The sequence below is a fragment of the Kocuria sp. UBA5001 genome (assembly GCF_002398425.1).
Taxonomy (GTDB): Bacteria; Actinomycetota; Actinomycetes; order Actinomycetales; family Micrococcaceae; genus Kocuria; species Kocuria salsicia.
Genome location: NZ_DGYR01000019.1, coordinates 64,664 through 89,274, shown reverse-complemented (window position 1 = coordinate 89,274; position 24,611 = coordinate 64,664). Strand labels below are relative to the sequence as shown.

23 protein-coding genes are annotated in these 24,611 nt (G+C 70.2%); 10 read left to right on the top strand and 13 right to left on the bottom strand.

The features are described from left to right. The 4 genes from nadA to B3G12_RS11190 form a co-directional block, all read left to right on the top strand. The coding region (nadA, locus tag B3G12_RS11205) for a quinolinate synthase NadA (protein WP_290500396.1) at positions 1-264 on the top strand (264 nt) is incomplete at its 5' end. Then, the gene (nadB, locus tag B3G12_RS11200) at positions 257-2,068 is read left to right on the top strand and encodes an L-aspartate oxidase (RefSeq protein ID WP_290500394.1); all 1,812 of its coding nucleotides are present in this window, start codon (positions 257-259) and stop codon (positions 2,066-2,068) included. The genes nadA and nadB, both read left to right, overlap by 8 nt. Then, complete coding sequence (nadC, locus tag B3G12_RS11195) at positions 2,046-2,945, top strand: carboxylating nicotinate-nucleotide diphosphorylase (RefSeq protein ID WP_290500392.1); 900 nt, start codon at positions 2,046-2,048, stop codon at positions 2,943-2,945. The genes nadB and nadC overlap by 23 nt, the downstream gene beginning before the upstream one ends. Positions 2,946-2,979: 34 nt before the next feature. After that, positions 2,980-4,149, top strand: a complete 1,170-nt coding sequence (locus B3G12_RS11190) for a cysteine desulfurase family protein (RefSeq protein ID WP_290500390.1) — start codon at positions 2,980-2,982, stop codon at positions 4,147-4,149. A 46-nt stretch (positions 4,150-4,195) separates the two neighbouring features. Here the strand turns inward: B3G12_RS11190 and B3G12_RS11185 are convergent, their stop codons facing one another. Then, on the bottom strand, positions 4,196-5,173 hold the full coding sequence (locus B3G12_RS11185) for a 2-hydroxyacid dehydrogenase (RefSeq protein ID WP_290500389.1): 978 nt from the start codon (positions 5,171-5,173) through the stop codon (positions 4,196-4,198). 232 nt (positions 5,174-5,405) lie between these two features. Beyond that, positions 5,406-6,026: a superoxide dismutase gene (locus B3G12_RS11180; RefSeq protein WP_144941490.1), complete on the bottom strand. Its 621-nt coding sequence runs from the start codon at positions 6,024-6,026 to the stop codon at positions 5,406-5,408. A gap of 118 nt (positions 6,027-6,144) precedes the next feature. Here B3G12_RS11180 and B3G12_RS11175 point away from each other — a divergent pair, with 118 nt between their 5' ends. Beyond that, complete coding sequence (locus B3G12_RS11175; RefSeq protein WP_290500388.1) at positions 6,145-6,708, top strand: GNAT family N-acetyltransferase; 564 nt, start codon at positions 6,145-6,147, stop codon at positions 6,706-6,708. A gap of 18 nt (positions 6,709-6,726) precedes the next feature. Here the strand turns inward: B3G12_RS11175 and B3G12_RS11170 are convergent, their stop codons facing one another. The 10 genes from B3G12_RS11170 to B3G12_RS11125 all read right to left on the bottom strand — a co-directional run bounded on the left by B3G12_RS11170 (position 6,727) and on the right by B3G12_RS11125 (position 18,335). After that, positions 6,727-7,338, bottom strand: a complete 612-nt coding sequence (locus B3G12_RS11170; RefSeq protein WP_055083285.1) for a hypothetical protein — start codon at positions 7,336-7,338, stop codon at positions 6,727-6,729. Positions 7,339-7,766: 428 nt separating this feature from the next. Continuing rightward, positions 7,767-9,731, bottom strand: a complete 1,965-nt coding sequence (locus B3G12_RS11165; RefSeq protein ID WP_126874194.1) for an alpha-amylase family protein — start codon at positions 9,729-9,731, stop codon at positions 7,767-7,769. Positions 9,732-10,130: 399 nt separating this feature from the next. Continuing rightward, positions 10,131-11,093, bottom strand: a complete 963-nt coding sequence (locus tag B3G12_RS11160; RefSeq protein ID WP_126874193.1) for an ABC transporter substrate-binding protein — start codon at positions 11,091-11,093, stop codon at positions 10,131-10,133. After that, a complete protein-coding gene (locus B3G12_RS11155; RefSeq protein ID WP_290500384.1) occupies positions 11,090-11,767 on the bottom strand; it encodes an ABC transporter permease in 678 nt (225 codons plus the stop codon). Before B3G12_RS11155 ends, B3G12_RS11160 begins: the two co-directional genes overlap by 4 nt. Beyond that, positions 11,764-12,522, bottom strand: a complete 759-nt coding sequence (locus tag B3G12_RS11150) for an ABC transporter permease (RefSeq protein WP_144941498.1) — start codon at positions 12,520-12,522, stop codon at positions 11,764-11,766. Before B3G12_RS11150 ends, B3G12_RS11155 begins: the two co-directional genes overlap by 4 nt. Continuing rightward, positions 12,519-13,733, bottom strand: a complete 1,215-nt coding sequence (locus B3G12_RS11145) for an ABC transporter ATP-binding protein (RefSeq protein ID WP_144941500.1) — start codon at positions 13,731-13,733, stop codon at positions 12,519-12,521. The genes B3G12_RS11150 and B3G12_RS11145 overlap by 4 nt, the downstream gene beginning before the upstream one ends. 50 nt (positions 13,734-13,783) lie before the next feature. Continuing rightward, complete coding sequence (locus B3G12_RS11140; protein WP_126874192.1) at positions 13,784-14,425, bottom strand: DUF421 domain-containing protein; 642 nt, start codon at positions 14,423-14,425, stop codon at positions 13,784-13,786. Next, positions 14,422-16,443 (bottom strand): ABC transporter ATP-binding protein, encoded by a 2,022-nt coding sequence (locus B3G12_RS11135; RefSeq protein ID WP_414672754.1) that lies wholly within the window; start codon positions 16,441-16,443, stop codon positions 14,422-14,424. Before B3G12_RS11135 ends, B3G12_RS11140 begins: the two co-directional genes overlap by 4 nt. Positions 16,444-16,502: 59 nt before the next feature. Beyond that, positions 16,503-16,988 carry a MarR family winged helix-turn-helix transcriptional regulator gene (locus B3G12_RS11130; RefSeq protein WP_144941502.1) on the bottom strand — a complete coding sequence of 162 codons (486 nt, stop codon included), beginning with the start codon at positions 16,986-16,988 and terminating at the stop codon, positions 16,503-16,505. Positions 16,989-17,066: 78 nt separating this feature from the next. Next, positions 17,067-18,335: an MFS transporter gene (locus B3G12_RS11125; RefSeq protein ID WP_144941504.1), complete on the bottom strand. Its 1,269-nt coding sequence runs from the start codon at positions 18,333-18,335 to the stop codon at positions 17,067-17,069. A gap of 44 nt (positions 18,336-18,379) precedes the next feature. Here B3G12_RS11125 and B3G12_RS11120 point away from each other — a divergent pair, with 44 nt between their 5' ends. Beyond that, positions 18,380-19,153, top strand: a complete 774-nt coding sequence (locus B3G12_RS11120; protein WP_144941505.1) for a hypothetical protein — start codon at positions 18,380-18,382, stop codon at positions 19,151-19,153. 76 nt (positions 19,154-19,229) lie between these two features. Here B3G12_RS11120 and B3G12_RS11115 read toward each other — a convergent pair whose 3' ends face one another. Continuing rightward, positions 19,230-19,616, bottom strand: a complete 387-nt coding sequence (locus tag B3G12_RS11115) for a hypothetical protein (RefSeq protein ID WP_144941507.1) — start codon at positions 19,614-19,616, stop codon at positions 19,230-19,232. A 142-nt stretch (positions 19,617-19,758) separates the two neighbouring features. Between B3G12_RS11115 and B3G12_RS11110 the strand changes: the two genes are divergently transcribed. From B3G12_RS11110 to B3G12_RS11095, 4 genes are all read left to right on the top strand, one after another. Beyond that, positions 19,759-20,589: an aldo/keto reductase gene (locus B3G12_RS11110; protein WP_144941509.1), complete on the top strand. Its 831-nt coding sequence runs from the start codon at positions 19,759-19,761 to the stop codon at positions 20,587-20,589. A gap of 207 nt (positions 20,590-20,796) precedes the next feature. After that, a complete protein-coding gene (locus B3G12_RS11105) occupies positions 20,797-22,308 on the top strand; it encodes a peptide MFS transporter (RefSeq protein WP_290500378.1) in 1,512 nt (503 codons plus the stop codon). Positions 22,309-22,600: 292 nt separating this feature from the next. Continuing rightward, a complete protein-coding gene (locus tag B3G12_RS11100) occupies positions 22,601-24,103 on the top strand; it encodes an APC family permease (protein WP_290500376.1) in 1,503 nt (500 codons plus the stop codon). Between the two features lie 44 nt (positions 24,104-24,147). Continuing rightward, positions 24,148-24,558 (top strand): universal stress protein, encoded by a 411-nt coding sequence (locus tag B3G12_RS11095; RefSeq protein ID WP_145011244.1) that lies wholly within the window; start codon positions 24,148-24,150, stop codon positions 24,556-24,558. Positions 24,559-24,611: the final 53 nt, after the last annotated feature.

Below are 24,611 nucleotides of genomic sequence, written 5' to 3'. Positions count from 1 at the left end.
CCCGGGCAGACCTTCGCGATCGGCACCGAGATCAACATGGTCAACCGGCTGGCCGCCGAGCACCCCGAGCACACCATCTTCTGCCTGGACCCCGTGATCTGCCCGTGCTCCACGATGTACCGGATCCACCCGGGCTATCTCGCGTGGGTCCTGGAGGAGCTGGTCGAGGGTCGCGTGGTGAACCGGGTGAGCGTGCCGTCCGACGTGGCCGAGGACGCCTCCGTGGCCCTCGAACGGATGCTCACCGCGGTGCCGCGTGCGTGACGCGCCGCCGCCCATCCCCGGGCACGACGACGCCGCACCGCGCGTCCTCATCGTGGGTTCCGGTGCCGCGGGGCTCACCGCCGCGCTGCGTGCGGCGGCGGACGGCGCCCGGGTCACCGTGATCACGAAGTCCGCGGCCGCCCACACCGCCACGGACCGCGCCCAGGGCGGGATCGCCGCGATGACCCGGGACCTGCCCGGCGGCCAGCCGCGGGACACTGCTGAGCTGCACGTCCACGACACCCTCGCCGCGGGGGCGGGGTGCTGCGACGTGGAGGTGGTGCACGGCGTCGTCGCGGACTCCCCCGAGGCCGTCACCGCGCTCACCGGCGCAGGGGTCCGCTTCGACCGGGTGGCCGGGCCCGCCTCGGACTGGGTGCAGGGCCTGGAGGGCGCCCACAGCGTTCCCCGCATCCTGCACGCGGGAGGTGATGCCACCGGCCACGCGATCCAGGCGGCGCTGACCGCGCGGGTCACGGAGTCCGCCGCCCGAAAAAGCATCACCCTGTTGGAATACATGCTGGCCACCGACCTGCGGCTGCGGGACGGTCGGATCACCGGCGTCACGGTGCGGCCCGTCGATGCCAACGGTCTCCTCGGGGAACCCTCTGACCTCCCCGCCGACCACGTGGTGCTCGCCACCGGTGGCGTGGGCCAGCTGTACCCGTTCACCACGAATCCCGCGGTGGCCACCGGGGACGGCATCGCCCTCGGCCTGCGGGCCGGAGCGGAGGTGCGGGGGATGGAGTTCATCCAGTTCCACCCCACCGCGCTGACCGCCCCGGGATCCTTCCTGATCTCCGAGGCCGTGCGGGGCGAGGGTGCTGTGCTGCGCAACCACCGGGGTGAGCGCTTCATGCTCCGCGCGGACCCGCGCGCCGAGCTTGCTCCCCGCGACGTCGTGGCCCGCGCCATCGCCGCCGAGCGCTCCGCCGAACCCGGGGCCGGGGTCTTCCTCGACTGCTCTGAGATCCCCGTGCCGGACGGCGAGGACCGGGCCAGTTTCCTGGCCCGGCGTTTCCCCACCATCGACGCCGCCCTGCGGGAGCACGGGATCGAGTGGTCCCGCGAGCTCGTGCCCGTGGGCCCTGCGGCCCACTACCTCATGGGCGGAATCGCCACGGACGCCTCTGGGCGCACGAGCGTCCCTGGACTGTGGGCGGCCGGAGAGTGCGCCGCCACGGGGCTGCACGGTGCCAACCGGCTGGCTTCCAACTCCCTGCTGGAGGCGGTGGTGTTCGGCCAGCGCGTTGGACGTCTCGTCGCACAGGACCCCGTCCCCTTGTGGCCGGTCGGGGTCAGCACGGCCTCGGCCCTGCACGACACCGACCCCGCGCATGTCCCCCACGGAATGCACGGGACGCTCGGCATTCCCTTCAGTCGTGCCGCCCTGCAGGCCACCCTGTGGCTCGGAGCGGGAGTGGTCCGCACCGGGGCCGAGCTGGCAAGAACCCAGCGACTGCTGGAGCAGTGGCTCGCAGCGCCGTCGTCAACGGCGGCAACGGGAGCGGCAGAGGCTGAGGCTGAGGCTGAGGCTGAGGCAACGGTAGGGGCGAAGGATTCCGGCGCCGCCGCTCGCCCCCGCGACGAACGCCCGGCCACACTGGCCGAGTACGAGGACCGCAACCTGTTGGCCGTGGCCCGAGAAGTGGTTCGTGCCTCACGGCTGCGCACCGAGTCCTGCGGCGCGCACCATCGGGCGGATCGCGCGGAAGCACACGACGCAACGCCCGGAGCCGCACCCGCATCGGCACTCGAGGACCACCACGAAAGGACAGCGCATGCTGCACCGCTCAGCCGTTGAGGCCGTGATCCGCGCCGGACTGGCGGAGGATGCCCCGTGGGGTGACCTCACCTCGGACCTCGCCCTTCCCGCGGAAGCGCACGCCACCGCCACCATGACCTCCCGCGAGAGCGGCGTGTTCGCCGGGGAGGAGGTGATCCGCACGGGCTTCGCCGTCGCCGATCCCGGGCTCACGGTCCAGCTGCACGTGGCGGATGGGGACGCCGTCGAACCCGGGACGGTGGTGGCCACGGTCTCCGGACCCGCCCGGCCCCTGCTGAGCGCCGAGCGCACCGTGCTGAACCTGGTGCAGCGCATGTCCGGGATCGCGACGACCACCGCGCGCTACGTCGCGGAGGTGGAGAAGTCGGTCGCCGAGGTCGAACGGGCCAACCAGCTCCCCGCCGGGACCATCACCCGGACCCGCGTGTGCGACACCCGCAAGACCACCCCGGGGCTGCGAGCTCTCGAGAAGCACGCCGTGACCTGCGGCGGCGGCCACAACCACCGCTTCGGGCTCTCGGACGCCGTGATGCTCAAGGACAACCACCTGGCCGTCCTCACGGCCAGCGGGGTCTCCCTGCCCCACGCCCTGCGGGAGCTCCGCCGGAAGATGCCCCACACGGCATGCATGGAGGTGGAGGTGGACCGCCTGGACCAGATCGAGGACGTCCTCACCGGGGGTGCGGACGTAGTCATGCTGGACAACTTCTCCCGCGCGGACCTTGTCAGCGGTGTGGCCATGATCGACGGCCGCGCCGCCGTGGAAGCCTCCGGCGGCATCACCCTGGAGACCATAGGGGAGGTGGCAGCCACCGGCGTGGACGTGATCTCCGTGGGCGCCCTCACCCACTCGGTACGCGCGCTGGACCTGGGACTGGACATCGCCACCGGCTGATCCCGCCCTCCCGTTCCGCTATGAAAGGCACCCCATGATCTACCTGGACCACGCGGCCACCGCCGCTCCCCGGCGGGAGGTCATCGAGGCCATGTGGCCGTGGCTGACCTCCGAGTTCGGCAACGCGTCCAGCCACCATGAACGCGGGCGCCGCGCCGCTGCGGCCCTGGAGGACGCCCGCGAGCGCGTGGCCGCCGTGCTGCGTGCCCGCCCCGGGGAGGTCGTCTTCACGTCAGGCGGCACGGAGGCGGACAACCTCGCGGTCAAGGGGATCGCCCTGGCCCGCCGCGAGCGCCGCGCATCGCGGACCCGGGTGGTCACGAGCGCCATCGAGCACCACGCCGTGCTGGACTCCGCCGCGGACCTCGCCCGCTACGACGGCTTCACCGCGCAGCAGGTCCCGGTGGATCCGAGCGGCACAGTCACCCCGGACGCCTTCCGGGCGGCCCTCAGCGGTGACGACGACGTCGCCGTGGCCTCCGTGATGCTCGCGAACAACGAGGTCGGATCGGTACAGGACGTGGCCACCCTGGCGGAGATGGCCGCGGAGTACAACGTCCCCCTCCACACCGACGCGGTCCAGGCTGCGGGGACGCTGCCCCTGGACGTGCGGGCCCTCGGGGTGAGCGCGCTGAGTCTCGCGGGGCACAAGATCGGGACACCGCCCGGCATCGGGCTGCTGTGGCTCCGTCGCGGCACGCCGCTGCGCCCTCTGTTCAGCGGAGGGGGGCACGAGCGCGGCCGACGTTCGGGAACATCCACCGTGGCCGGTGCGGTGGGCCTGGCCGTGGCCCTGGAACGCGCTGAGGCGGAGCGCGAGGACTACGTGCGCCGCGCCGTCGACCTCCGGGACAGGCTCATCGAGGGCATCCGCGGCCGCGTTCCGGGTGCCCTGCTCACAGGTCCGGATCCGAAAGGCGGTGGGAACAGGCTGGCCACGAACGCCAGCTTCTGCTTCCCCGGGGTCAACGGGGAGACGGTGCTCGTGGACCTGGAGAATCGGGGGGTGCTGGTCTCCTCCGGCTCCGCGTGCTCGGCGGGCTCCACGGAGCCGTCCCACGTGCTCACGGCCCTCGGACTCTCCCCAGAGGTCGCGGGCACGGCGGTGCGCTTCAGCCTGGGCAGGGACGCGACGGAGCAGTCCGTGGGCACTGCCGTGCTCGCGACCGCAGAGGTGGTTGGCGCACTGCTGGACGGCGTCTGAACGACAGGCCGAGGACGACGTCGTCGGTCCCGCGGTTCTCCCGCCCCTACGCCTCCACCGGGTACGGCGGCTTCTCTCCGCGGGCCATGGCGACGGCGTTCTCCGCCGCCATCCGCGCCATCCCGGCGCGGGTGCCGACCTCCGCCGAGCCCACGTGCGGTAGCAGAAACGCGTTGGGCAGCTCGAGCAGCTCGGGCTCCACGGCGGGCTCGTTCTCGAAGACGTCCAGGCCGGCCGCGAAGATCTCGTCCTCGTGCAGGGCGTGAGCCAGGGCCTTCTCGTCCACCACGGGCCCGCGGGCCGTGTTCACGAGCACCGCCGTGGACTTCATGCGGCGCAGCACCTCCGCATCCACCAGGTGGGTGGTCTCCTCGGTGAGCGGCACGTGCAGGGACAGGAAGTCGCTCGTCTCCACGAGCTCGTCCCACGGCACCTGGGTCACCCTTCCGGCCAGGTCCCCGAGCTCATCCCGGGGGACCTCGCGGTCGTGCGGCGGGCGCTGCGTGAACACCACGCGCATCCCAAAGCCGAGCGCCCTGTGGGCCACAGCCTTGCCGATCCGCCCCATCCCGGCGATTCCGAGGGTGGCGCCCGTGACGTCCTGGCCCACGAGCAGGTTCGGTTGCAGACCCGTGAATCGCCCCTCCCGCAGGTACGCGGACCCCTCGTGCGCCCGCCGGGCAGCGCCCAGGAGCAGCAGCATGGCCACGTTCGCGGTGGCGTCGTTGAGCACGTCCGGGGTGTTGCCCACCGCGATTCCGTGCTCGGCTGCGGCGGGCACGTCCACGTTGTTGTAGCCCACCGCGTAGTTGACGATCCCCCTGATCCGGGCATCGGCGAGCAGCTGGGCGTCGAAGCGGTCGGAGACCTGCGCCAGCACGACGTCGTAGTCCCCGCCCGTGACCGCCGCTGCCAGTTCTTGGGCGCTCATGCCCTGCCGCACGTCCACCTCACCGACCTCGCGCAGGATGCTCGGACCGGGCTCGGGGATCTCCTGGGTCACCAGAAAACGGGGCGTGCTCATGGACCAACTCCTCGGGGCGTGGGGCGCGGGCGACACCGCGCGGCAGCAGGGGACTCGGCAGGCAACCAACCGCAAAGGGACGGCGCGGCACACAGGCGGGCACGGCGGCGGCGTCGTTGTCGTGGTCGTGGTCGTGGTCGTGGGTGACTGTGAAGCACGAAACCCCGCGCGGCGCGGGCCGAGCGGGGTTTCGCGGGACGTGGGCGCCGCGGAGCAGCGCGTCACGGGTGGATCAGATGATGGACTTGCCCCCGGCGCGAGCCTTCCCGAAGCGCTCGGCGACATCCGCCCAGTTCACGATGTTCCAGAATGCCTTGACGTAGTCCGCCTTCACGTTCTGGTAGTCGAGGTAGAAGGCGTGCTCCCACATGTCGAGCTGCAGCAGCGGGATGGTGGCCACGGGGACACCGTTCTGCTGGTCGTACATCTGCTCGATGACGAGGTTCCCGGCGATCGGCTCGTAGGCCAGGATGGCCCAGCCGGAACCCTGAATGGTGGTGGCAACGGCCGTGAACTGGTCACGGAAGTTGTCGAACGAGCCGAAGAACTCGTCGATCGCCGCGGCGAGCTCGCCGGTGGGCTTGTCGCCGCCGTCCGGGGACATGTTCTTCCAGAAGATGGAGTGGTTGACGTGGCCACCCAGGTTGAACTGGAGGTCCTTGGAGAGCTTCGCCGCACCGGCGGCGTCACCGTTGGCGCGGGCCTCCTCCATCTTCTCGAGCGCGGTGTTCGCACCGGTCACGTACGTGTTGTGGTGCTTGTCGTGGTGCAGCTGCATGATCTGCGCCGAGATGTGCGGCTCGAGCGCTGCATAGTCGTACGGAAGATCGGGGAGAGTGAACTTTTCAGCCACGGTAAATCATCCTTTCTGGGGATTCGTGATGCCTCAACTGTCCGTCCGGCACCGGAGAGGGGTCAAGGACGTTCAGCCACCAGCGTACGTCCGTGACGGACCGCCCTACGCTGGGGTCATGTCCCGCACGCACAGCACGTCCGCCACACCCGTTCCCTCTGTCTCCTCCGTGACAGACGTTCTTCCCGCCACCCCCGCACACGCCCCGGGAATCGTGGCGCTGAGGGACGAGCTGGCCCGGTGGATGCAGACCCGCGGCATCGACCAGTGGCGGGAGGGCGAGTTCACCCCCGCGCAGGTTGAACAGGAGATCGCCGCGGGACAGTGGTGGGTGGTGGAGCCCGAGAGTCGTTCCGGCGAGGTGCTCGGCAGCGTGCGCGTGATCTGGGAGGACCTGGAGATCTGGGGCGAGCAGCCCGAACCCGCCGGGTACATCCACGGCGTGGCGGTGGACCGCAGCCTCACCGGCACCGGCACGGGCACACGCCTGCTGCATGCGGCTGAGACCGTGATCGCGGCGTCGGGCCGGCGCATCTCGCGCCTGGACTGCGACGACAACAACCCCGCGCTCAAGCGCTTCTACTCCGGCCTCGGGTACACCCCGCGCGGCACCGCCACGTTCCACGTGCCCGGCCCGGACTTCTGGGTCACGGTCCAGCGCATGGAACGCCCGCTGCCCTGAGCCTCTCGGCTCGTGTCCTCAGACGCTCTGCGCCCGACGACGCCCGCTCGGCTTCCTGTGCGCCGCGCGGCCACGCCCCACGCACCCGCCCTGCGCCGCCGGCGGCGTGGCCGCAGCACCGCCGGCCCTTCCGAGGAGGGCGGGCGTGGGTGTCTGCGCATGCGAGAGCAGGTCCTTCCGCATCCGCTCCAGACCACGGGTCACGGCGCGCCTGGCCAGCATCTGGGACCACGGCGACTTCCACCACAGGGAACCCCGCAGCCGGAAGTCACCCTCGAAGATCACGTGGACACCGCCGTCGGCCTCTGTCCACGTGATCTCCACGGTGGCGTCGGTCGGACCCTTGGTGGTGCGCAGCATGAGCGACTCCCCGGGTACGCGGTCCGCCACGATCATGATGAACTCGTAGCGCAGCGGCCCGACGGCCGCGGTGAACTCCAGTGCCGCCCCCACGTTCAGGGGCTCGTCGATGCTCGTTGGCCACTCGTAGTGGACATCGAACCACCTGCCCAGTGCGGCCGGCCGGCTGAGTGCCTCGTCCACGACGTCGCCCTCCACGGGGACGTCCTGCTCGGCCAGCATGGTGAATCCGTGCGCGTCCTTCTCCAGGCGCGTGATGTGTGCAGACATGTTTCCCCCTTGGTGCGTGCGCCTCCCCACGCCGCTCGTCCCACCGAGCAGCGACACACGCTTGTGACAGTGCGCCTGGATGACCAGGCACTTCCAGTCTGATGCAAACTTGTGGACACGTCACCCTCTGCGGGGTCATATGACGCGTGCACAGGGGTGGATAAAAGTTGTCCACAGGGGTGGAAAAAGCTGTGGGTTTTTCGAACAGGTTTTCGACGTCCTGAGCCACCCTGCCGCATCCCAGGGATGCACCCCGCTCTCACCAGGGGAGATACCAGATAAACGTATGGACAGCGGATCGAATCCCACTCGTGTGACTTATCCACGCTGTGGACAAATCATGTGGATAACCGGCGTTGTCCACCCATCTGCGGAGACCTACCCCCTTTTGGGGGGACAGGGGTGGAGGGGCGTTTCCGGACCGGTTCCTAGACCGCGGGGAGCACTCGCAGCCACCGGAAGCCATGGGCCTCCAGGAGGATCCCGGCGCGCAGGTCCACCCGTTCGTCGTCGCCCAGGGACGTGGCCGTGGGCAGGAACCCGCTCAGCGTCTCGCCCGTGACGAACTGGGACCAGTCGCTCACGTTGGCCAGGCACAGCACCACGCTGTGCCCACCGGGGCGCTGGTAGCCCAGCACGTGGTCGTTGTGCGTGTCGAACGGGATCAGGGTGGTGCCGTCGAACTCCGGGGTGCTGCGACGGACCGTGATCATCCCCCGGATCCCGCCGAAGATCCGCCCCTGGACGGAGAAGAGGTCGTGACGGCGCTCGTAGTCCGCCTCCGAGTACAGGGGTCGGTGCACCCACCGGGCATCGTGCGCATTGTCCGGGTTCTCCTGCCAGTGGGCGTCGTTGAGCTGGCCCACCTCGTCCCCCAGGTAGATCAGCGGCAGGCCACCCGTGCTCATGGCCAGGGAGTAGGCCAGCAAAATCCGGTCCACCGCTGGGCCAGGCTCGGTCTCCAGGCCCAGCAGGGACGCCGTGGTCCCGCAGATGCGGCAGTCGCCGGTGCGGGGGTTGTCCTGGAAGGCGACGCCGTGGGCGAAGCTGCCCGGGTGGCGGCCGGTGTAGAAGGCGTTGAGGAAGCGGCGGTGGTCGTGGCCGGCGATCCCCAGCCGCGCGGCGTCCTCGTCCGAGAAGGTCCAGCCGATGTCGTCGTGGCTGCGCACGTAGTTCACCCAGGCGGTGCCCTCCGGAGTGGCGTGGCGCTCCGCGAGCGCTGCTGAGAGCATCCGCACGTCCCGCGTGGCCAGGGCATCCCAGGTGAGCGCCATCTGCAGCGGGTTGTAGGACAGGGCGCACTGGTCCGGCTGGATGTAGCGGATGACCTCGTCCGGGTGCACGATGGCCTCGGACTTGAACTCCACCGCGGGCGCGGCCAGTGCCATGACGACGTTGAACGCGCGCAGCAGGTCGTGCACCTGGGGCTGGGACTCGCAGGAGGTGCCCAGCTGCTTCCAGATGAAGGCGACGGCATCCAGGCGCAGCACCTGGGCGCCGTGGTTGGCCAGGAAGAGCATCTCCGCGGCCATCGCGTGGAAGACGTGGGGGTTGGAGTAGTTCAGGTCCCACTGGAAACGGTGGAACGTGGTCCACACCCAGCGGGGATCCGGGTGCAGCGGGCTCAGCGTGCGACCCACCTCGGTACTGTCCACACGGGTGAACACCCCCGGGTGGTCGTCCGGGAAGATCTCGCGCGCGGTGAGCTCGAACTCGTCCGGCATGGTGCGGTCCGGGTAGATCCAGTAGAAGCGCTCGTAGAACGGGTCCCCCGCGGCGGCAGCCCGGGCCCATGCGTGCTCGTTGGACGTGTGGTTAAAGACGAAGTCCAGCACCAGCGCGATCCCCTGCGCCCGCAGCAGGGCGGCGAACTCTGCGAGCTCCGCCATGGTCCCCAGTGCGGGGTCCACGTGCCGGTAGGAGGAGACCGCGTACCCGCCGTCCGAGTTGCCTTCCGGGGCCTCGTAGAGGGGCATCAGGTGCAGGTAGGTGAGCCCGAGCTCCCTGAAGTACGGGATCCGCTCCCGCAGCCCGGCAAGGTCCCCGCCGAAGCGGTCCACGTAGCAGACCCCGCCCACGGCGTCCCGGGAGGTGAACCACGGCTGGGCGTCCTCGCGGCGCCGGTCGAGATCCTTGAGGTCCCGAGGGCGGGCCACGAACGCCTCCCACGCGGTCAGCACTGCCTGGGCCACGGTGTCCCAGAACCCCGGCCCCGAGCCGTAGACGGCGTAGAGGGAGGTGACCAAGCGGTGCACGTGGGTGGTGAGGCGGCCCGTGAACACGGCGCGGTCCTCGGGGTCCACCCGGGTGTCCCGCAGAAGGTGCTCCCTGACGAACTGGAGCACCTGCTCCTGACCGTCGAGGCCCTGGGGGATCGAGTGCTCATGCTGCATGTGGAGGCCTCCTCGGTTGGCACGCATCACGACCGTGGGGAGTCATGGTGCCCGGGATCCCCCTTGATGCCGGGCTCTGTCCGACCGCCACCGCGCGGCGGCGGACGATCCCGTCAAGCATAGACACGCGCAGTGCGGTGACCTGGAGGTGACCGCCAGATGACCCGGGCGGCACCGGGCGTTAACCCCACAGGTTGTGCACAGAGTTATCCACAGGTGTGGAAACCACGGCGTGTCCCCGGTGCCCCCACCGGGGGAAACACCAGTGTCACCGCAGGTCAGAGGCCGGTGGGGAAAATCCTCACCGTATGTGGACAACCCTGTGTAGAACTCCTCCCACCAGGTCCGCGCCGTCCACGTACCCGGTGGTACGTGAACGGCGCGAGAAGGGAGGACGGGTCAGGAGGCCTTGTCGTACCCGTGGTCGCCCAGCCACTGCTTGGCGGCGTCCGCGGGGTTCTGCTGCTCGTCCCCGCTGACCTTGCGGTTGAGGTCGATGAGGTCCTCCGTGGTCAGCTTGGACGAGAACTCGTTGAGCGCGTCCACCGCCTTCTGCGGCAGCCGGTCCGGGGCGGTGAGCGGTAGCACCTGCTGGGCAATGAAGTTGTCCTTGGGGTCCTCCAGCACCACGAGCTTCTGGTCCTTGATGGCCGGGGTGGTGGTGAAGATGTCCGCCACCTGGGCGTCGCCCTTGGTCAGTGCCTGGACGGTGAGCGGCCCGCCGCCGTCGTTGATGGGCTGGAAGGACTTGAAGGAGCAGTCGTACTTCTTCTTGAGCCCGCTCGTACCGTAGGCGCGCTCCTGGAACTCCGGGGGCCCCGCCATGACCAGCTCCCCGCACACCGAGGAGAGGTCCTCGATGCTCTTCAGGCCGTACTTGTCCGCGGTGGCCTGCGTGATCACGAGGGCGTCCTTGTCCTCGGCCTTCGAGGCGTCCAGCACGGAGAGCTTCTGGTCCTCGAGCGCTGCCGGCAGCGCCTTCACGATGTCCTCGGCGGAGGCGGCCGTGGCGTTCTTGTCCGCGAAGAGCAGCAGGTTGCCGGAGTAGTCCGGGACAACGTCCACGGAGCCGTCCTTGACCGCTCCCACGTAGGCCTCGCGGGCCCCGATGCCCGGCTTGGTCTCCACGGAGACCCCGGCGTCCCGCAGCACGCCGGCGTAGAGCTCCGCCACGATCTGAGACTCCGGGAAGTCGGCCGAACCCACGGTGACGGTGTCGGAGGAGCCGCTCGCGGCGTCGTCGCCCCCGCCCAGGGGGTCCGAGCCGCCGCACGCGGTGAGGGCGAGCAGTGCCGTGGAGGCCACGGCGACCCATGCTGCGGGGCGCCAGGTTGCGTGGCGGGTGGAGGTGGGGGTGGTCATGGTCGATCTCCTGCCGTTGCGAGACCCGGTGACGTCACCAGGCGTTGTACGAGGGCGAGCGCTGCGTCCGCGGCCAGTGCGAGCACGGCCACGAGCACCACGGACCCGAGCATGCGCGCGTAGTCGCGCACCGCGAGCCCGTCGATCAGGTAGCGGCCGAGGCCGCCCAGGTTGATGTACGCCACGATGGTCACCGTGGCCAGCACCTGCAGCGCGGCGTTGCGGATCCCGCCCAGGATCACGGGCAGCGCCACGGGAATCTCGACGCGCGTGAGGACCTGGCGCTCCGTCATCCCCATGGACCGGGCCGCGTCCACGAGCGCTGGCGAGACCGCCGCGATCCCCGAGTACGTCCCCGAGAGGATGGGCGGCACGGCCAGCAGCACCAGCGCGAGGATCGGCGGCAGCAGCCCCAGGCCCATGAGCAGCGTGAACAGGGTCAGCAGGCCCAGCGTGGGCAGAGCGCGCAGGGCACCTGCCAGACCCACGACCACGCCGCCCCCGCGGCGGGTGTGCCCCACCCACAGGCCCAGCGGCACGGCCACGGCCAGCGCGATCACCATGGTCAGCGCGCTGTAGCCCACGTGCTCGAGCAGGCGCTGGGGGATGCCGGAGGGCCCACTCCAGCTGGCGGGGTCCGTGAGGAACTGTGCGGCGTCGGCAACGAGACTCATGCGCGGGCACCCCCGGACTCCACGGCGGCCAGGGCTCCGGTCGCGTCACGCGCGCCGCCCGCAGTGCGGCCGGGGCCGCGGGTGTCACGACGACGCCGCCCGCCGACCTCCCGCGCGCCCGTTCCCGGGCGCTGCCAGCGGGTGAGCACCTGTCCCAGCAGTCGCAGCAGCTGGTCCAGCACCACGGCGATCAGCACGGTGGCCACGATGCCCACGAGGATCTCGGCGACGATCGAGCGGCGCAGCCCGTCCGTGAACAGGGTGCCCAGCGATTGGATGCCGATCACCGCGCCCACCGAGACCATGGAGATGTTCGAGACGGTGGCCACCCGCAGGCCGGCGACCATCACGGGCACCGCCAGGGGCAGCTCCACCCCGAAGAAGCGCCGCGCGGGCCGGTACCCCATGGCCGTGGCGGCCTGCAGGACGTCCCGGTCCAGGGACTCGAAGGCGTCCACGCACGAGCGCACGAGGATGGCCACCACGTACAGAGTCAGTGCCACGATCACGTTGACCACCGAGGTCATCCTGGTCCCCAGGACCAGGGGAAGCACCACGAAAAGGGTCAGCGAGGGGATCGTGTACAGCAGCGAGGAGCCCGTGACGAGCAGCGGGCGCAGCCAGCGGCTGCCCGCCGCCAGCCGGGCCAGGGGCACGCTGACCAGCAGCCCCAGCACCACGGGGAGCACGGACTGCACGAGGTGCGCCCCGGCGAGGTCCAGGACGGTGTGCCAGTTGTTCGTCAGCCAGTTCACGGGTGCTCCGGGCGGTCGTAGCGCGCGGAGCGCTGCTCCTCGATGGCGCGCATGACGTCCCCGCCGGGCACCACTCCGGCCACGGAGCCGTCCCCGTTGACGGCCACGGCCTGCCCCGAGGGTGAGGAGAGGGCGGCGTCGAGCGCGGTGCGCAGCGAGTCGCCGTCGTGCCAGAGGGTGCCGCCCACGCGCAGCTGGTCGCTGGGAGCGGGCTCTCCCGTTGCAGAGACCGGCAGCCAGCCCAGGGGGTGGCGGCGCTCGTCCACCACCAGCAGCCAGTCCGGGTCCGTGGCTGCGGCGGATTGCCACGGGGCCACCCGACCGGCCGCCGCGCCGCCGTCGTCCGTGCCGCCGTCGCCCGTGGCGCCGTCCCGCATGCCCGGCCCCAGCAGGATGCGCTCCCCCGTGCCGGAGACGATCGCCGCCACGGGCTGCAGGGCCACGGTGGCGCTGTCGAAGCCCAGGGAGCGGAAGCCGCGGTCACGGCCGATGAAGTCCGCCACGAAGTCGTCCGCCGGGGCGCGCAGCAGCTCCTCCGGGGTCGTGTACTGGGCCAGTCGACCGCCGCGCGCGAAGACCGCCACGCGGTTGCCCAGCAGGACGGCCTCGTCGATGTCGTGGGTGACGAAGACGATGGTGCGGTGCAGCCGCTTCTGCAGGTCCAGCAGCTCCCGCTGCAGGTCCTGGCGCACCACCGGGTCCACGGCCGAGAACGGCTCGTCCATGAGGAGGATCGGGGGGTCTGCGGCGAGCGCCCGGGCCACGCCCACGCGTTGCTGCTGACCGCCGGAGAGCTGGGCCGGGTAGCGGGTGGCGAGGGACTCGTCCAGGCCCACGGAGGCGAGCAGCTGGCGGGCGTCCGCGCGGGCGGTGCGCTTGGAAACACCGTTCAGGCGCGGCACGGTGGCGATGTTGTCCTCGACCGTCCGGTGCGGCAGCAGACCGGACTGCTGCATCACGTAGCCCATGGAGCGCCGCAGCTTGGCGGCGGGGATGCTCGAGACGTCCTGACCGTTGATCTCCACCGTGCCGGACGTGGGTTCCACCATGCGGTTGAGCATGCGCAGGGAGGTGGTCTTGCCGCAACCGGAGGGGCCCACGAAGACCGTGAGGGAGCCCGCCGGGATGTCCAGGTCCAGGTGGTCCACGGCCGTGGTGCCGTCCGGGTAGACCTTGCTGACTCCGCGGTACAGGATGGCCATGTCGGTCATGCGTCCGAGTCCCTTCGTTGGCGTGGGAATATTCTAGCCGTCCGCAACTATCAGTGAGCGCGCTTTCTTTCGTCGCGTGACGGGCCCTCGTCCGGGGACGCACCGTGCGGATCCCGCTCGGCTGCCTCCGGTGCCGCCAGGAACTCCGCCGGGATGTCCTCCGCCCCCGCCACGTCCCACAGCAGCTCAGGGTCGATGGGGACGCCCCGCCGCAGCACGCTCAGCCCGCCGCCGGACTCGTGCACCACGCACGCGACCTCGGACACTGAGCGCACCCCCGCCCTGCGCAGGGCGCCGTTGAGCTCCGAGCGGGTGATGTGGGCCCGCCGCAGGGCCTTCGGATCCACCCTGTCACCGGCCATGAGCACGCGCGCTGGCGCGTTGAGCACTCTCCGCCAGCGGTCCCGGGCCCCCAGGCTTCCGAAGACCACCTCCAGCAGGAACAGGGTGCTCAGGCCCACGACGCCGCTCGCGAACGTGGGCGGGTGGCCCAGAATCACGCGCCCCGCCACGGCGCCCAGCATCACCGTGATCACCACGTCGAACGTGGACATGGCCGAGAGCACCCGCTGGCCGAGCAGCCGCACGAAGACCAGGAAGACCAGGTAGATGCCCACCGCGGAGAGCACCACGGCCAGGGCGTGCGGCGCGCTGATGCCCAGCTCGGACCACAGCTCCTCCCACCCGCTCACGCGTGACCTTCCGCTCCGCGGTCGGCGGCCCGCCCCGCTTCCGTCCGCTCCGGCCCCCACCCCGTGGGATCGCCTCCGTCCTCCCGCTCACCCCGGGCATCGAGATGCCCGCACGCGTCGCAGGACCCGGCCGACGGCGTCGTCACCGATGGCGTCTCGTGGGGAGCGAACTGCGTCTCGTGCAGCTCCGCGTACCGCCCGCCGCGAGCCAGCAGCTCCGCATGGGTTCCGCGCTCCACGATCCGCCCGGCCTCGATCACCAGGATCTGGTCCGCCCGGCGGATGGTGGACAGGCGGTGGGCGATCACCACGGCGGTGCGCCCGTTCATGGCCTCGTCCAGGGCGGCCTGCACGTGCGCCTCGTTGGTGGAGTCGAGGGCGGAGGTGGCCTCGTCCAGGATCACCACGCGCGGGTGGGCGATCAGCAGCCGGGCGATGGTCAGGCGTTGCCGCTCACCACCCGAGAGCCGGTAGCCGCGCTCGCCCACCACGGTGTCCAGCCCGTCCGGCAGGGACTCGATCACGTGCCGCAGGCGGGAGCGCTCCAGGGCGTCCCACAGCTCGGCGTCCGTGACGCCCTCCCGCGCCACGCCCAGGTTCGCGCGGATGGTGTCGTGGAAGAGGTGACCGTCCTGCATGACCATGCCCACCGTGTGGCGCAGGGACTCGAACGTGGTCTCGCGCACGTCCTGGCCGCCGATGCGCACGGCGCCGGAGTCGACGTCGTACAGCCGCGCCACGAGCTGCGCGATCGTGGACTTGCCCGCACCGGAGGAGCCCACCAGCGCCACCGTGTGTCCGGGCTCGGCCCGGAAGTCGACGTCGTGCAGCACCTGTTCCCCGCCCCGGGAGTCCAGCACCGCCACGTCCTCCAGGGACGCGAGGGAGACCTGCTCCGCCGAGGGGTAGGCGAAGTCCACGTGCTCGAACTCCACGGCCACCGGCCCCTCCGGCAGGGCCCGGGCGGTGGGGCTCTCGAGGATCAGGGGCTTGATGTCCAGCACCTCGAAGACGCGCTCGAAGCTCACCACCGCGCTCATGATGTCCATGTGGGCGTTGGCGAGCATGGTCAGGGGCGTGTAGAGCCGTGTGAGGAGCATGCCCAGTGCCACCACGGACCCGGCGTCCAGGTGGCCGAGCAGCGCCTGTGTGCCGCCCACCCCGTAGACCAGGGCGAGGGCCAGCGCGGAGACCAGGGTCAGGGCCGTGACGAACGTGGTCTGGAGCATCGTGGCGCGGATGCCGACGCCGCGGACGTCCGCCGCCCGGGCGGCGAACTCCCGGGACTCCTGGACCGGGTCCCCGTAGAGCTTGACCAGGGTGGCGCCGCCGGCGGAGAAGCGCTCCGTCATGCGCGTGGACATCTGCGCGTTGTACTGCGCGGAGCGGTGCTGCAGTGCGGCCAGCCTGCCGCCCATGGCGCGCGCCGGGATCAGGAAGATGGGGAGCAGCAGCAGGGACAGTGCCGTGACCTGCCACGAGATGGTGGCCATCACGCCCACGGTCAGCAGCAGGGAGACCAGGTTGGAGACCACCCCGGAGAGCGTTCCCGCGAAGGCCCGCTGCGCACCGATCACGTCCGTGTTCAGGCGCGAGACCAGGGCGCCCGTGCGGGTGCGCGTGAAGAACGCCAGGGGCATGGTCTGGACGTGGTCGTAGACCGCCGTGCGCAGGTCGTAGATCAGCCCCTCGCCGATCCGCGAGGACTGCCAGCGGCTCAGCAGGGAGAGCCCCGCGTCCACCACGGCCACCGCCGCGATGGCGACGGCGAGCCAGACCACCACCGCGACGTCGTGCCCGCCGGTGATCGCGTTGACCACGCGCCCGGCCAGCACCGGGGTGATCACGCCCAGCACGGCGAGGACCACGGAGACCAGGACGAACGCGAGGATCGCCCTGCCGTGCGGCCGGCCGAAGTCCACGATCCGCCGGACGGTGTCCCGGCTGATCTTCCGCCCCTTGTTCTCCTGGCCCTTCATAGTCCGCCACATGGCCATGTGGGCGCTCTGCATACTCACGCCCGTCACTGTAGACCCGGCGTCAGACCCTCACAGGGGCGGACACCGGGGTCGGTGCGTCAGACGGGGTAGTCCACCCCCAGGGCGGCCTTGGCACTGGAGCCGCAGTTCAGCGCCCTGCCGATCTCCCGCAGCTGGCCCACTTGCTCGTCGCTGAGGCGGTCGAAGACGATCTCACGGACGTGGCGAACGTGGGCCGGTGCGGCCTCCTCCACGCGCCGCAGCCCGGCGGGGGTGATCTCCGCGATCACCACGCGGCGGTCGTCCTGGCGGCCCTCACGAGTGACCAGTCCGTCCTTCTCCATTCGCGCGACGATGCGCGAGAGCCGCGACTGCGAGGTGTTGGTGGCGGTGGCCAGGGCGGACATCTTGTGCCGGTGGTCCGGAGCCTCGCTCAACATGGCCAGCACAAGGTATTCCGCCAGGGACATGTCTTCCTCGGAGCGCAGCTGCCCCTCGACGGCACCCGGCAGCCTGAACATGATGGACACGAGCGCGAGCCAGGCCTCCCGCTCCTCGGATGACAGCCAGTTCGTCTCACTCATGCCCAACAGTGTAGTCAGCATATATTTACGCGGCAAATGTTTCCGCCCCTGGGCGAACACCGCCCCGAGCGCCGCGCCTCAGCCGCCGATGGTGCGCGGCCGTCCGGCGAGCGCCACGAAGACCCCCTGCGCCACCGCGACCCCCGCGAGCAGCAGCAGCGGCAGAGTCCACGAGCCGGTCGCGTCCTTGACCAGACCGATCACCACCGGACCGAGCGCCGCGAGCACGTAGCCCAGGCTCTGTGCCATGGATGACAGTCCCGCCGCCTGGTGGTAGTCGACGGTGCGCAGCCCGAACAGGGCCATTGCCAGCACGATCGCCCCGCCCGTGCAGAAGCCCGCGCACAGAGCCCAGAGCAGGGACAGCCCGGGCAGGAGCAGCATTCCCAGCACCCCCACCAGCCCTGCGCCCGCGAGCACGATCCCCAGTCCTGACTGGGCCCGCAGCCGGGGGATCACGAACGCGGAGAACAAGGTGCCCACCAGCCCGCACGCCTGGAAGGCGAAGTGGAACCAGCCGGCCTGCACCGCACTCGCCCCGTTGGCGATCTGGATGGCTGGCAGCCACGTGATCATCGTGTAGTAGATGGTGGACTGCAGCCCCATGAACAGGCTCACCTGCCACGCGAGCGGTGAACGCAGGGGCAGCCGGGCGCGTTCGGGGCGGGCCACGGGTGCGGAGGGCGACGCCGCGGCGTCGGGACCGGATGCGTGTGCGGTCGCCGTCGGGGTCGCCGCACGGACGGAAGCGGTGCCCAGGATCCAGGGGAGCAGGGTGGCCACGCCGATCACCGCGAGGCCCGCCCAGATGCCCAGGGCGAAGCGCCACCCGGAGGGCACCACGCCGGCGATGGGCACCACCAGTCCGGAGGCGAGGGCTGCGGCCAGCGCCGTGACGGACTGGTAGAGACCGGTCATGGGGCCGATGCGCTGCGGCCAGTCGCGCTTGATGAGGGACGGGATGAGCACGTTGAGGACGGCGATCGCGGCGCCGAGCAGCAGTGTCCCCACCCAGATCAGTCCGGGCCCGGAGATGGAGCGCAGCACGATGCCCACGGCCAGGACGGCGAGCGCGCTGCCCAGGGTGCGTTCGAGTCCGCACCTCTCCGCGAGCCGAGGTGCGAAAGGGGAAACCGCGGCGAACGCCACGAGCGGCAGGCTCACGAGCAGGGACGCCTGGAACGCGCTGAGCCCCACCTGCTCCTCGATCTGCGGCAGCACAGGCCCCACCGCGGTGATGCCCGCCCGGAGGTTGGCGCCCAGCAGGAGCACCCCCAGCAGCAGCAGTCCGGCTCGGGGGCCCCTCCCGACCGTTGAGGGAGGCGTGCTGGCACGGACAGTGGTCACCGGTCAACCACCTTTCGACGACGTCCTGCCACCATAATGGGGCCATGGACTCCCTCGACATCTGGCCCGCGCCCGTGACCTCCGACGACCGCGGGTTCGACGCCGCGGTGCTGCGTCAGCTGGGCAGGAAGCCCGCCGCAGCCCCGGCGGAGGAGCGGGCGGTCGGCTCCCCTGAGGTGGCCGGGCCCGGTTTCCAGGACGCCTCCGCTCCGCAGGACTCCGCCGGCGCTGGTGACGCCGCCGCCGTTCCCGCCCGGGACCCCGCGGGCACCGGGGAGCGCACCGCCGCGGGCCGGCCCACCCTGCGCGAGAAGCTCACGGCCTCCCTGCTGCTCGTGATCCCCCTGATCTCCGCGCTCGTGGTGGTGCTCAGCGCCCTGCGCTTCGCGGACGCCCACAACGGGTGGTGGCTGGGCCTCATCGCGGTGGTGCTCGTGCTGGCCGCGCTTTCCTGGGTGTCCGTGCTGCGGCGCAGTTTCGCCAGGGCCCAGCGCCACCTGTCCGTACGACTGCCGGGCGTCGTCGGCCACGGTGTGGGCATCGTGCGCGAGCTGGACGTGGAGTCCCCCTTCGACGAGAACGGCGTCTCGGACACCGTGACCGCCCACCTCACCCTGCGCGTGAACCCCACGCAGGGCCCGGCGTTCACCGCCGTGCTGGACGCGGTCTACGCACTGGCTGACGCCGAGAAGCTCACCGTGGGATCGCACGGGCCGGTGCGCTACCTGCGCTCGGATCCGGAGCACACCGTGAGCATCGAGACCCGGCTGGACGAGCAGCGGGTCCAGCAGATCTACCGCGCGGCGGCCATGAACTGACCAGCCCCTTATTCCCTACGAGGCCCCGCAGCGGAGCTCTCGGCACGCGTCGGCGTCGTCGTCCGGTGGTTGCTGCTCAGCCGATGGAGGACTCGCGGGGCGAACGCGCCCGGTCTCCCACGGGCTTCCGCGCCCCGGAACCGCGTTCCTCCGAACGACGTCCCTCCGCGGGACGCAGCGGGGAGGAGCCCACCCGGCGAGAACCGGCGGCGGGAACGACGTCGTGCTGCTCGGTGTCCGCCTCCGGCTCCTCGACCACGCGCGTCCCGGTGCCCCGGGCACGGGAGGGGGCCTCGTTGATCGCCGTGATGCTCACGGCCATCACGTTGAGCGCGACGCCCAGGATGGTGAGGAGCCAGGCGAGCGCGGCCACCGAGGCCACGGCGAACACCAGGCCGAGCACGATGAGCACGAGGGACGTGAGATAAGCGGGGGTCTTGGCACGTCGGAAGTTGAACTTCATGTCCCCTATTTGATCATGTTTCCCCCGGCGCCCCGCGCTGGATCCGGCCCCGGCCAGGGACTTCACCGAGAACTTAACGGCTTGTCAGATCCGCGGCACAGCAGTTCACTGGGAGTAGTTGTCACAGAAAGGATCCACCAGGATGTCCAAGAACCAGACACTTCAGCTCAACGACGGCCACTCCATCCCGCAGCTCGGCTTCGGCGTGTGGCAGGTGGAGTCCGATGTCGCGGAGGACGTGGTGGCCAAGGCCCTGCAGGTGGGTTTCCGCCACATCGACACCGCCGAGATCTACGGCAACGAGGAGGGCGTGGGTCGCGCGATCGCCAAGAGCGGCATCCCCCGCGAGCAGCTCTTCGTGACCACCAAGCTGTGGAACGACAACCAGGGCCACGACTCCGCCCTCCATGCCATCGACGCGTCCCTCGAACGCCTCGGCCTGGACTACGTGGACCTCTACCTCATCCACTGGTCGCAGCCGGAGAAGGGCAAGTACCTGGAGACCTGGAAGGCGTTCCAGGAGATCAAGGACTCCGGCAAGGCACGCTCCATCGGCGTCTCCAACTTCACGCCGAAGGCCCTGCAGGACGTCGTGGACACCGGGGTGGTCCCCGCCGTGCACCAGATCGAGCTGCACCCCTCCTTCAACCAGCAGCACATGCGCGAGATGGATGCCCGCAACGGCATTCTCACAGAGGCGTGGTCCCCGCTGGGACAGGGCAAGGAGGAGCTGCAGGACGAGACCATCGGCCGGATCGCCGAGGCGCACAGGGCCACCCCCGCGCAGGTCATCATCGCGTGGCACCTTGCCATCGGCAACGTGGTCTTCCCCAAGTCCGTGACCCCGGAGCGCATCCAGCAGAACTGGGACGCCCAGCAGGTCACCCTCACAGCGGAGGAGATCGAGGAGATCAACGGTCTCACCCGCGAGGACGGTCGACTGGGCTCGGACCCGGCCGACTTCAACGACTGACCGGGTGACCACCCACGGCCCAGCCGCCGCCCACCCGAGGTGACGCGGCGCCGTCGGCACCCCCGTCCGGCGCTCGCGCCTGACGCGCCGACCACGCCGTTCGGCGCGGAATGATGGCCCCGGGACCCTCACAGGAGGACCCCGGGGCCGTTCCCGTGGTGCGTCGCAGGCCCGGGCACCCAGCCCGGGGGTGCATCATGGACTGTTATGAGTCAGAACAGCCCGGACGGCAGCCACGCGCACACCGCGGCGGCCACACCCCAGCCAGCCATCGACCCGCACAACCCAGCGGGCAGGAAAACCTTCTTCGGCCAGCCCGGAATGCTGGCCAACCTCTTCTCGGTGGAGATGTGGGAGCGCTTCTCCTTCTACGGCATGCAGGCTCTGGTCCTGTACTACATGTACTACGCCGTCTCGGACGGCGGTCTGGGCATCGACAAGGGCGTGGCCGCCGGGATCGTGGGTGCCTACGGCGGCACCGTGTACCTGTGCTCCATCCTGGGCGGCTGGATCGCGGACCGGCTGCTGGGCTCCGAGCGCACCATGCTCGCCTCGGCGGTGCTCATCATGGCGGGCCACATCGCCCTGGCCCTCATTCCGAGTGTGATCGGCCTGACCATCGGCCTGCTGTGCATCGCCGTGGGCTCCGGCGGTCTGAAGACCACGTGCGTGAACCTCGTGGGAACCCTCTACGAGCGTGACGACCCCCGCCGTGACGCGGGCTTCTCCATCTACTACATGGGTGTGAACATCGGCGGCCTGTTCGGCCCCCTGCTCACCGGCTTCGCCTGGGCCAAGTGGGGCTTCCACATGGGCTTCGGTCTCGCAGCGATCTTCATGGCCTTCGGCCTGGTGCAGTACACCCTCACCCGCAAGGGTCTGCCCGCCACGGTGCACACCGTGGCCAACCCGCTGCCCCGCTCGCAGTACGGCAAGTGGATCGGCATCGTCCTGGCGGCCGTGGTGCTCGTGGTGGTGCTGCTGCTCACCGGAGTCCTCCACCCCGCGAACCTCTCCAAGGCCGTGATCCTCGTGGTGGTGGTCTCCGCCGTGGCGCTGTTCGTGACCATGCTGCGTGACAAGGAGCTCTCCCCGGACGAGCACTCCCGGGTGATCGCGTTCATCCCCCTGTTCATTGCCACCGCCGCATTCTTCTCGCTGTTCCAGCAGCAGTTCACCGTGCTCGCCATCTACGCGGACACCCGGCTGAACCTCAACCTGTGGGGCTTCGATTTCAAGCCCTCGCTGACCCAGTCCATCAACCCTGTCTTCATCGTCCTGCTGGGCATGGTGTTCGCGGCAGCGTGGACCAAGCTGGGCACCCGCCAGCCGAGCACCCCCGTGAAGTTCGGCGTGGCGCTGCTGCTGATCGGCGTGGCGTTCCTCACCTTCGTGACGCAGGCACACACGCCGTCCGTGTTCATCGGGTGGATCGTGCTCGTGCTGTTCTTCGCCACCCTGGGCGAGCTGTTCCTCTCCCCGGTGGGCCTGTCCCTGGCCACCAAGCTCGCCCCGCGGAAGTTCCCCGTACAGATGATCGCGCTGTACAACCTCTCCGTGGCCCTCGGCACCGCGCTGTCGGGCTCGCTCGCGGAGTTCTACTCCGCGGACAACGAGGTGGGGTACTTCGGCACCATGGGCGCGATCACCATCGTGCTCGGCGTCGTGATGCTCCTGGCGTCCAAGCCCATCCTGAAGCTGATGCGCGGCATCCGCTGAGAACCCCTTCCCGCACCACCGCGCCCCGCGCCGCTTCCACGGCGCGGGGCGCGTCTCTCTCCTCGCCGACGACGCCCGCTCACGTCCCGGACGACGGCACCGCTTCACTCCCTGGGGGACGCCACTCCTCCTCCGGGGCGATGACACCGCACCCCCGGCTCCACGCCGGTGCCCCCGCCCCTACTCCCCATCCCTTATGGTTGCCTGTAAGAATGAGCCGCAGGTCACACCCCGGTGTGATCGGACCAAACATCCGGAGTGGATCCCACAGGGTCCCTTCGTGGAGGAGACCATGAGCGATCCATCATCATCGCGGGGCGCCACCTCGGCGTCAGCGTCGAGGGACACGACCCCCGCACCCGCGGGAGACAGCACCGACTCCGGTGGGCAGAGCCACGAGCTCAAGCGGGTCATGGGCCCGGGACTGCTGCTGCTGTTCATCGTGGGGGACATCCTGGGCACGGGCGTGTATGCCCTCACGGGAAACATCGCCGGGGAGATCGGCGGTGCTGCGTGGGCCCCGATCCTCGTGGCCTTCGTGGTCGCCACGATCACCGCCTTCTCCTACCTGGAGCTGGTGACCAAGTACCCCGGGGCTTCCGGTGCGGCGCTCTACACGCACAAGGCCTTCGGTCTGCACTTCCTCACGTTCCTGGTGACCTTCGCCGTGCTGTGCTCCGGGCTGACGTCCGCTGCCACCGCCTCCAGCACCGTGGCGTCCAACTTCGCCAAGGGCTTCCACCTGGACATGAGCCCCCTGGGCATCACCGTGGTGGCCGTGAGCTTCATGGCGCTGCTGGCGCTGATCAACCTGCGCGGGGTTTCCGAGTCCGTGAAGCTCAACGTGGTGCTCACGGTCATCGAGCTCACCGGCCTGCTCATCGTGATCCTCGTGGGTTTCTGGGCCGCGTTCCAGGGCAACGCGGACTTCAGCCGCACGGTGGTGTTCGAGACCTCTGACGACAAGGGAATGTTCATGGCCCTGACCGCTGTGACCTCCCTGGCGTTCTTCTCCTTCGTGGGCTTCGAGGACTCCGTCAACATGGTCGAGGAGACCAAGGACCCCACCCGCAACTTCCCGCGCGTCATGCTCACGGGCCTGTGCATCACCGGCGTCATCTACGTGCTGGTGTCCCTGTTCACCGTGGCGATCGTCCCCATCGGCGAGCTCGGCGAGTCCACCACCCCGCTGCTCGACGTGGTGAAGATCGGTGCGCCGGGCGTTCCCATCGACACCATCTACCCGTTCCTCACCATCTTCGCGGTGGCGAACACGGCGCTGATCAACATGCTCATGGCCTCCCGACTGCTGTACGGCATGGCCAAGCAGAGTGTGATCCCCGGGTTCCTGGGCAAGGTCCTCCCGCGCCGCCGGACCCCGTGGACGGCCATCATCTTCACCACCGCGCTCGGGATGGTGCTGATCATTCTGGTGAACAACGCCATGGGCAAGGGCACGGCCTCCGCCCTCGGTGGCACCACCGCGCTGCTGCTGCTGGGGGTTTTCACGGTGGTCAACATCGCCGCGATCATCCTGCGCCGTGACCACTCCCAGGAGGGCCACGAGTACTTCCACGCCCCGCGCATCCTGCCCTATCTCGGCGCCGTCACGTGCGCGTTCCTGCTCGGGCCGTGGGCACAGGACACCATCGAGTACCAGATCGCTGTCGTGCTGCTGGCACTCGGCGTGGTGCTGTGGCTCGTGAACTTCCTCTACGGCCGCCTGGTCACCGGGCGCCGCACGCGGTTCCAGCACCCGGAGGACATCGCGCACCTCGAGGACATCGACCGGTGAGCGCAAGTGCCCCCGCAGAACACCCCTCACGACCAGGAGACGCCATGAAGATCGTCGTCGGCTACCTTCCCACCCCCGCCGGCCGAGCCGCCCTGCGCGCAGCCATGGCAGAGGCCACCCTGCGCTCCGCGGAGCTCGTGGTGGTCCAGGCGCACCACACCAAGCGCTGGGGCCGCCACACCAGCCCCGAGGAGACCGAGACGGCACTGCGCGAGGACCGCGCGGCGCTGGAGGAGAGCGGCCTCAAGTACGAGCTCGTGCCCGTGGCGGACGACGCCGATCCTGCGGACATCATCCTCGACGTCACGGACCGCACCCACACCCAGCTTCTCGTGATCGGCACACGCAGGCGCACCCCCGTAGGGAAGCTGATCATGGCACCCACCACGCAGCGCCTGCTGCTCGAAGCGGGCTGCCCCGTCCTGTGCGTCAAGGCCGGGTACGGCTCCGACTGAGCACGCAGCCCCGGGGCTGCCAACGACAGACCCCACGAACGACGGCGGGCCGG

What these genes read in the sequence shown, in the direction of transcription:
- nadC (WP_290500392.1), top strand. Translation starts at nt 2,046, where the DNA reads ATGCTGCACCGCTCAGCCGTTGAGGCCGTGATCCGCGCCGGACTGGCG.
- B3G12_RS11190 (WP_290500390.1), top strand. Translation starts at nt 2,980, where the DNA reads ATGATCTACCTGGACCACGCGGCCACCGCCGCTCCCCGGCGGGAGGTC.
- B3G12_RS11185 (WP_290500389.1), bottom strand. Translation starts at nt 5,173, where the DNA reads ATGAGCACGCCCCGTTTTCTGGTGACCCAGGAGATCCCCGAGCCCGGT.
- B3G12_RS11175 (WP_290500388.1), top strand. Translation starts at nt 6,145, where the DNA reads ATGTCCCGCACGCACAGCACGTCCGCCACACCCGTTCCCTCTGTCTCC.
- B3G12_RS11170 (WP_055083285.1), bottom strand. Translation starts at nt 7,338, where the DNA reads ATGTCTGCACACATCACGCGCCTGGAGAAGGACGCGCACGGATTCACC.
- B3G12_RS11165 (WP_126874194.1), bottom strand. Translation starts at nt 9,731, where the DNA reads ATGCAGCATGAGCACTCGATCCCCCAGGGCCTCGACGGTCAGGAGCAG.
- B3G12_RS11160 (WP_126874193.1), bottom strand. Translation starts at nt 11,093, where the DNA reads ATGACCACCCCCACCTCCACCCGCCACGCAACCTGGCGCCCCGCAGCA.
- B3G12_RS11155 (WP_290500384.1), bottom strand. Translation starts at nt 11,767, where the DNA reads ATGAGTCTCGTTGCCGACGCCGCACAGTTCCTCACGGACCCCGCCAGC.
- B3G12_RS11145 (WP_144941500.1), bottom strand. Translation starts at nt 13,733, where the DNA reads ATGACCGACATGGCCATCCTGTACCGCGGAGTCAGCAAGGTCTACCCG.
- B3G12_RS11130 (WP_144941502.1), bottom strand. Translation starts at nt 16,988, where the DNA reads ATGAGTGAGACGAACTGGCTGTCATCCGAGGAGCGGGAGGCCTGGCTC.
- B3G12_RS11120 (WP_144941505.1), top strand. Translation starts at nt 18,380, where the DNA reads ATGGACTCCCTCGACATCTGGCCCGCGCCCGTGACCTCCGACGACCGC.
- B3G12_RS11115 (WP_144941507.1), bottom strand. Translation starts at nt 19,616, where the DNA reads ATGAAGTTCAACTTCCGACGTGCCAAGACCCCCGCTTATCTCACGTCC.
- B3G12_RS11110 (WP_144941509.1), top strand. Translation starts at nt 19,759, where the DNA reads ATGTCCAAGAACCAGACACTTCAGCTCAACGACGGCCACTCCATCCCG.
- B3G12_RS11105 (WP_290500378.1), top strand. Translation starts at nt 20,797, where the DNA reads ATGAGTCAGAACAGCCCGGACGGCAGCCACGCGCACACCGCGGCGGCC.
- B3G12_RS11100 (WP_290500376.1), top strand. Translation starts at nt 22,601, where the DNA reads ATGAGCGATCCATCATCATCGCGGGGCGCCACCTCGGCGTCAGCGTCG.
- B3G12_RS11095 (WP_145011244.1), top strand. Translation starts at nt 24,148, where the DNA reads ATGAAGATCGTCGTCGGCTACCTTCCCACCCCCGCCGGCCGAGCCGCC.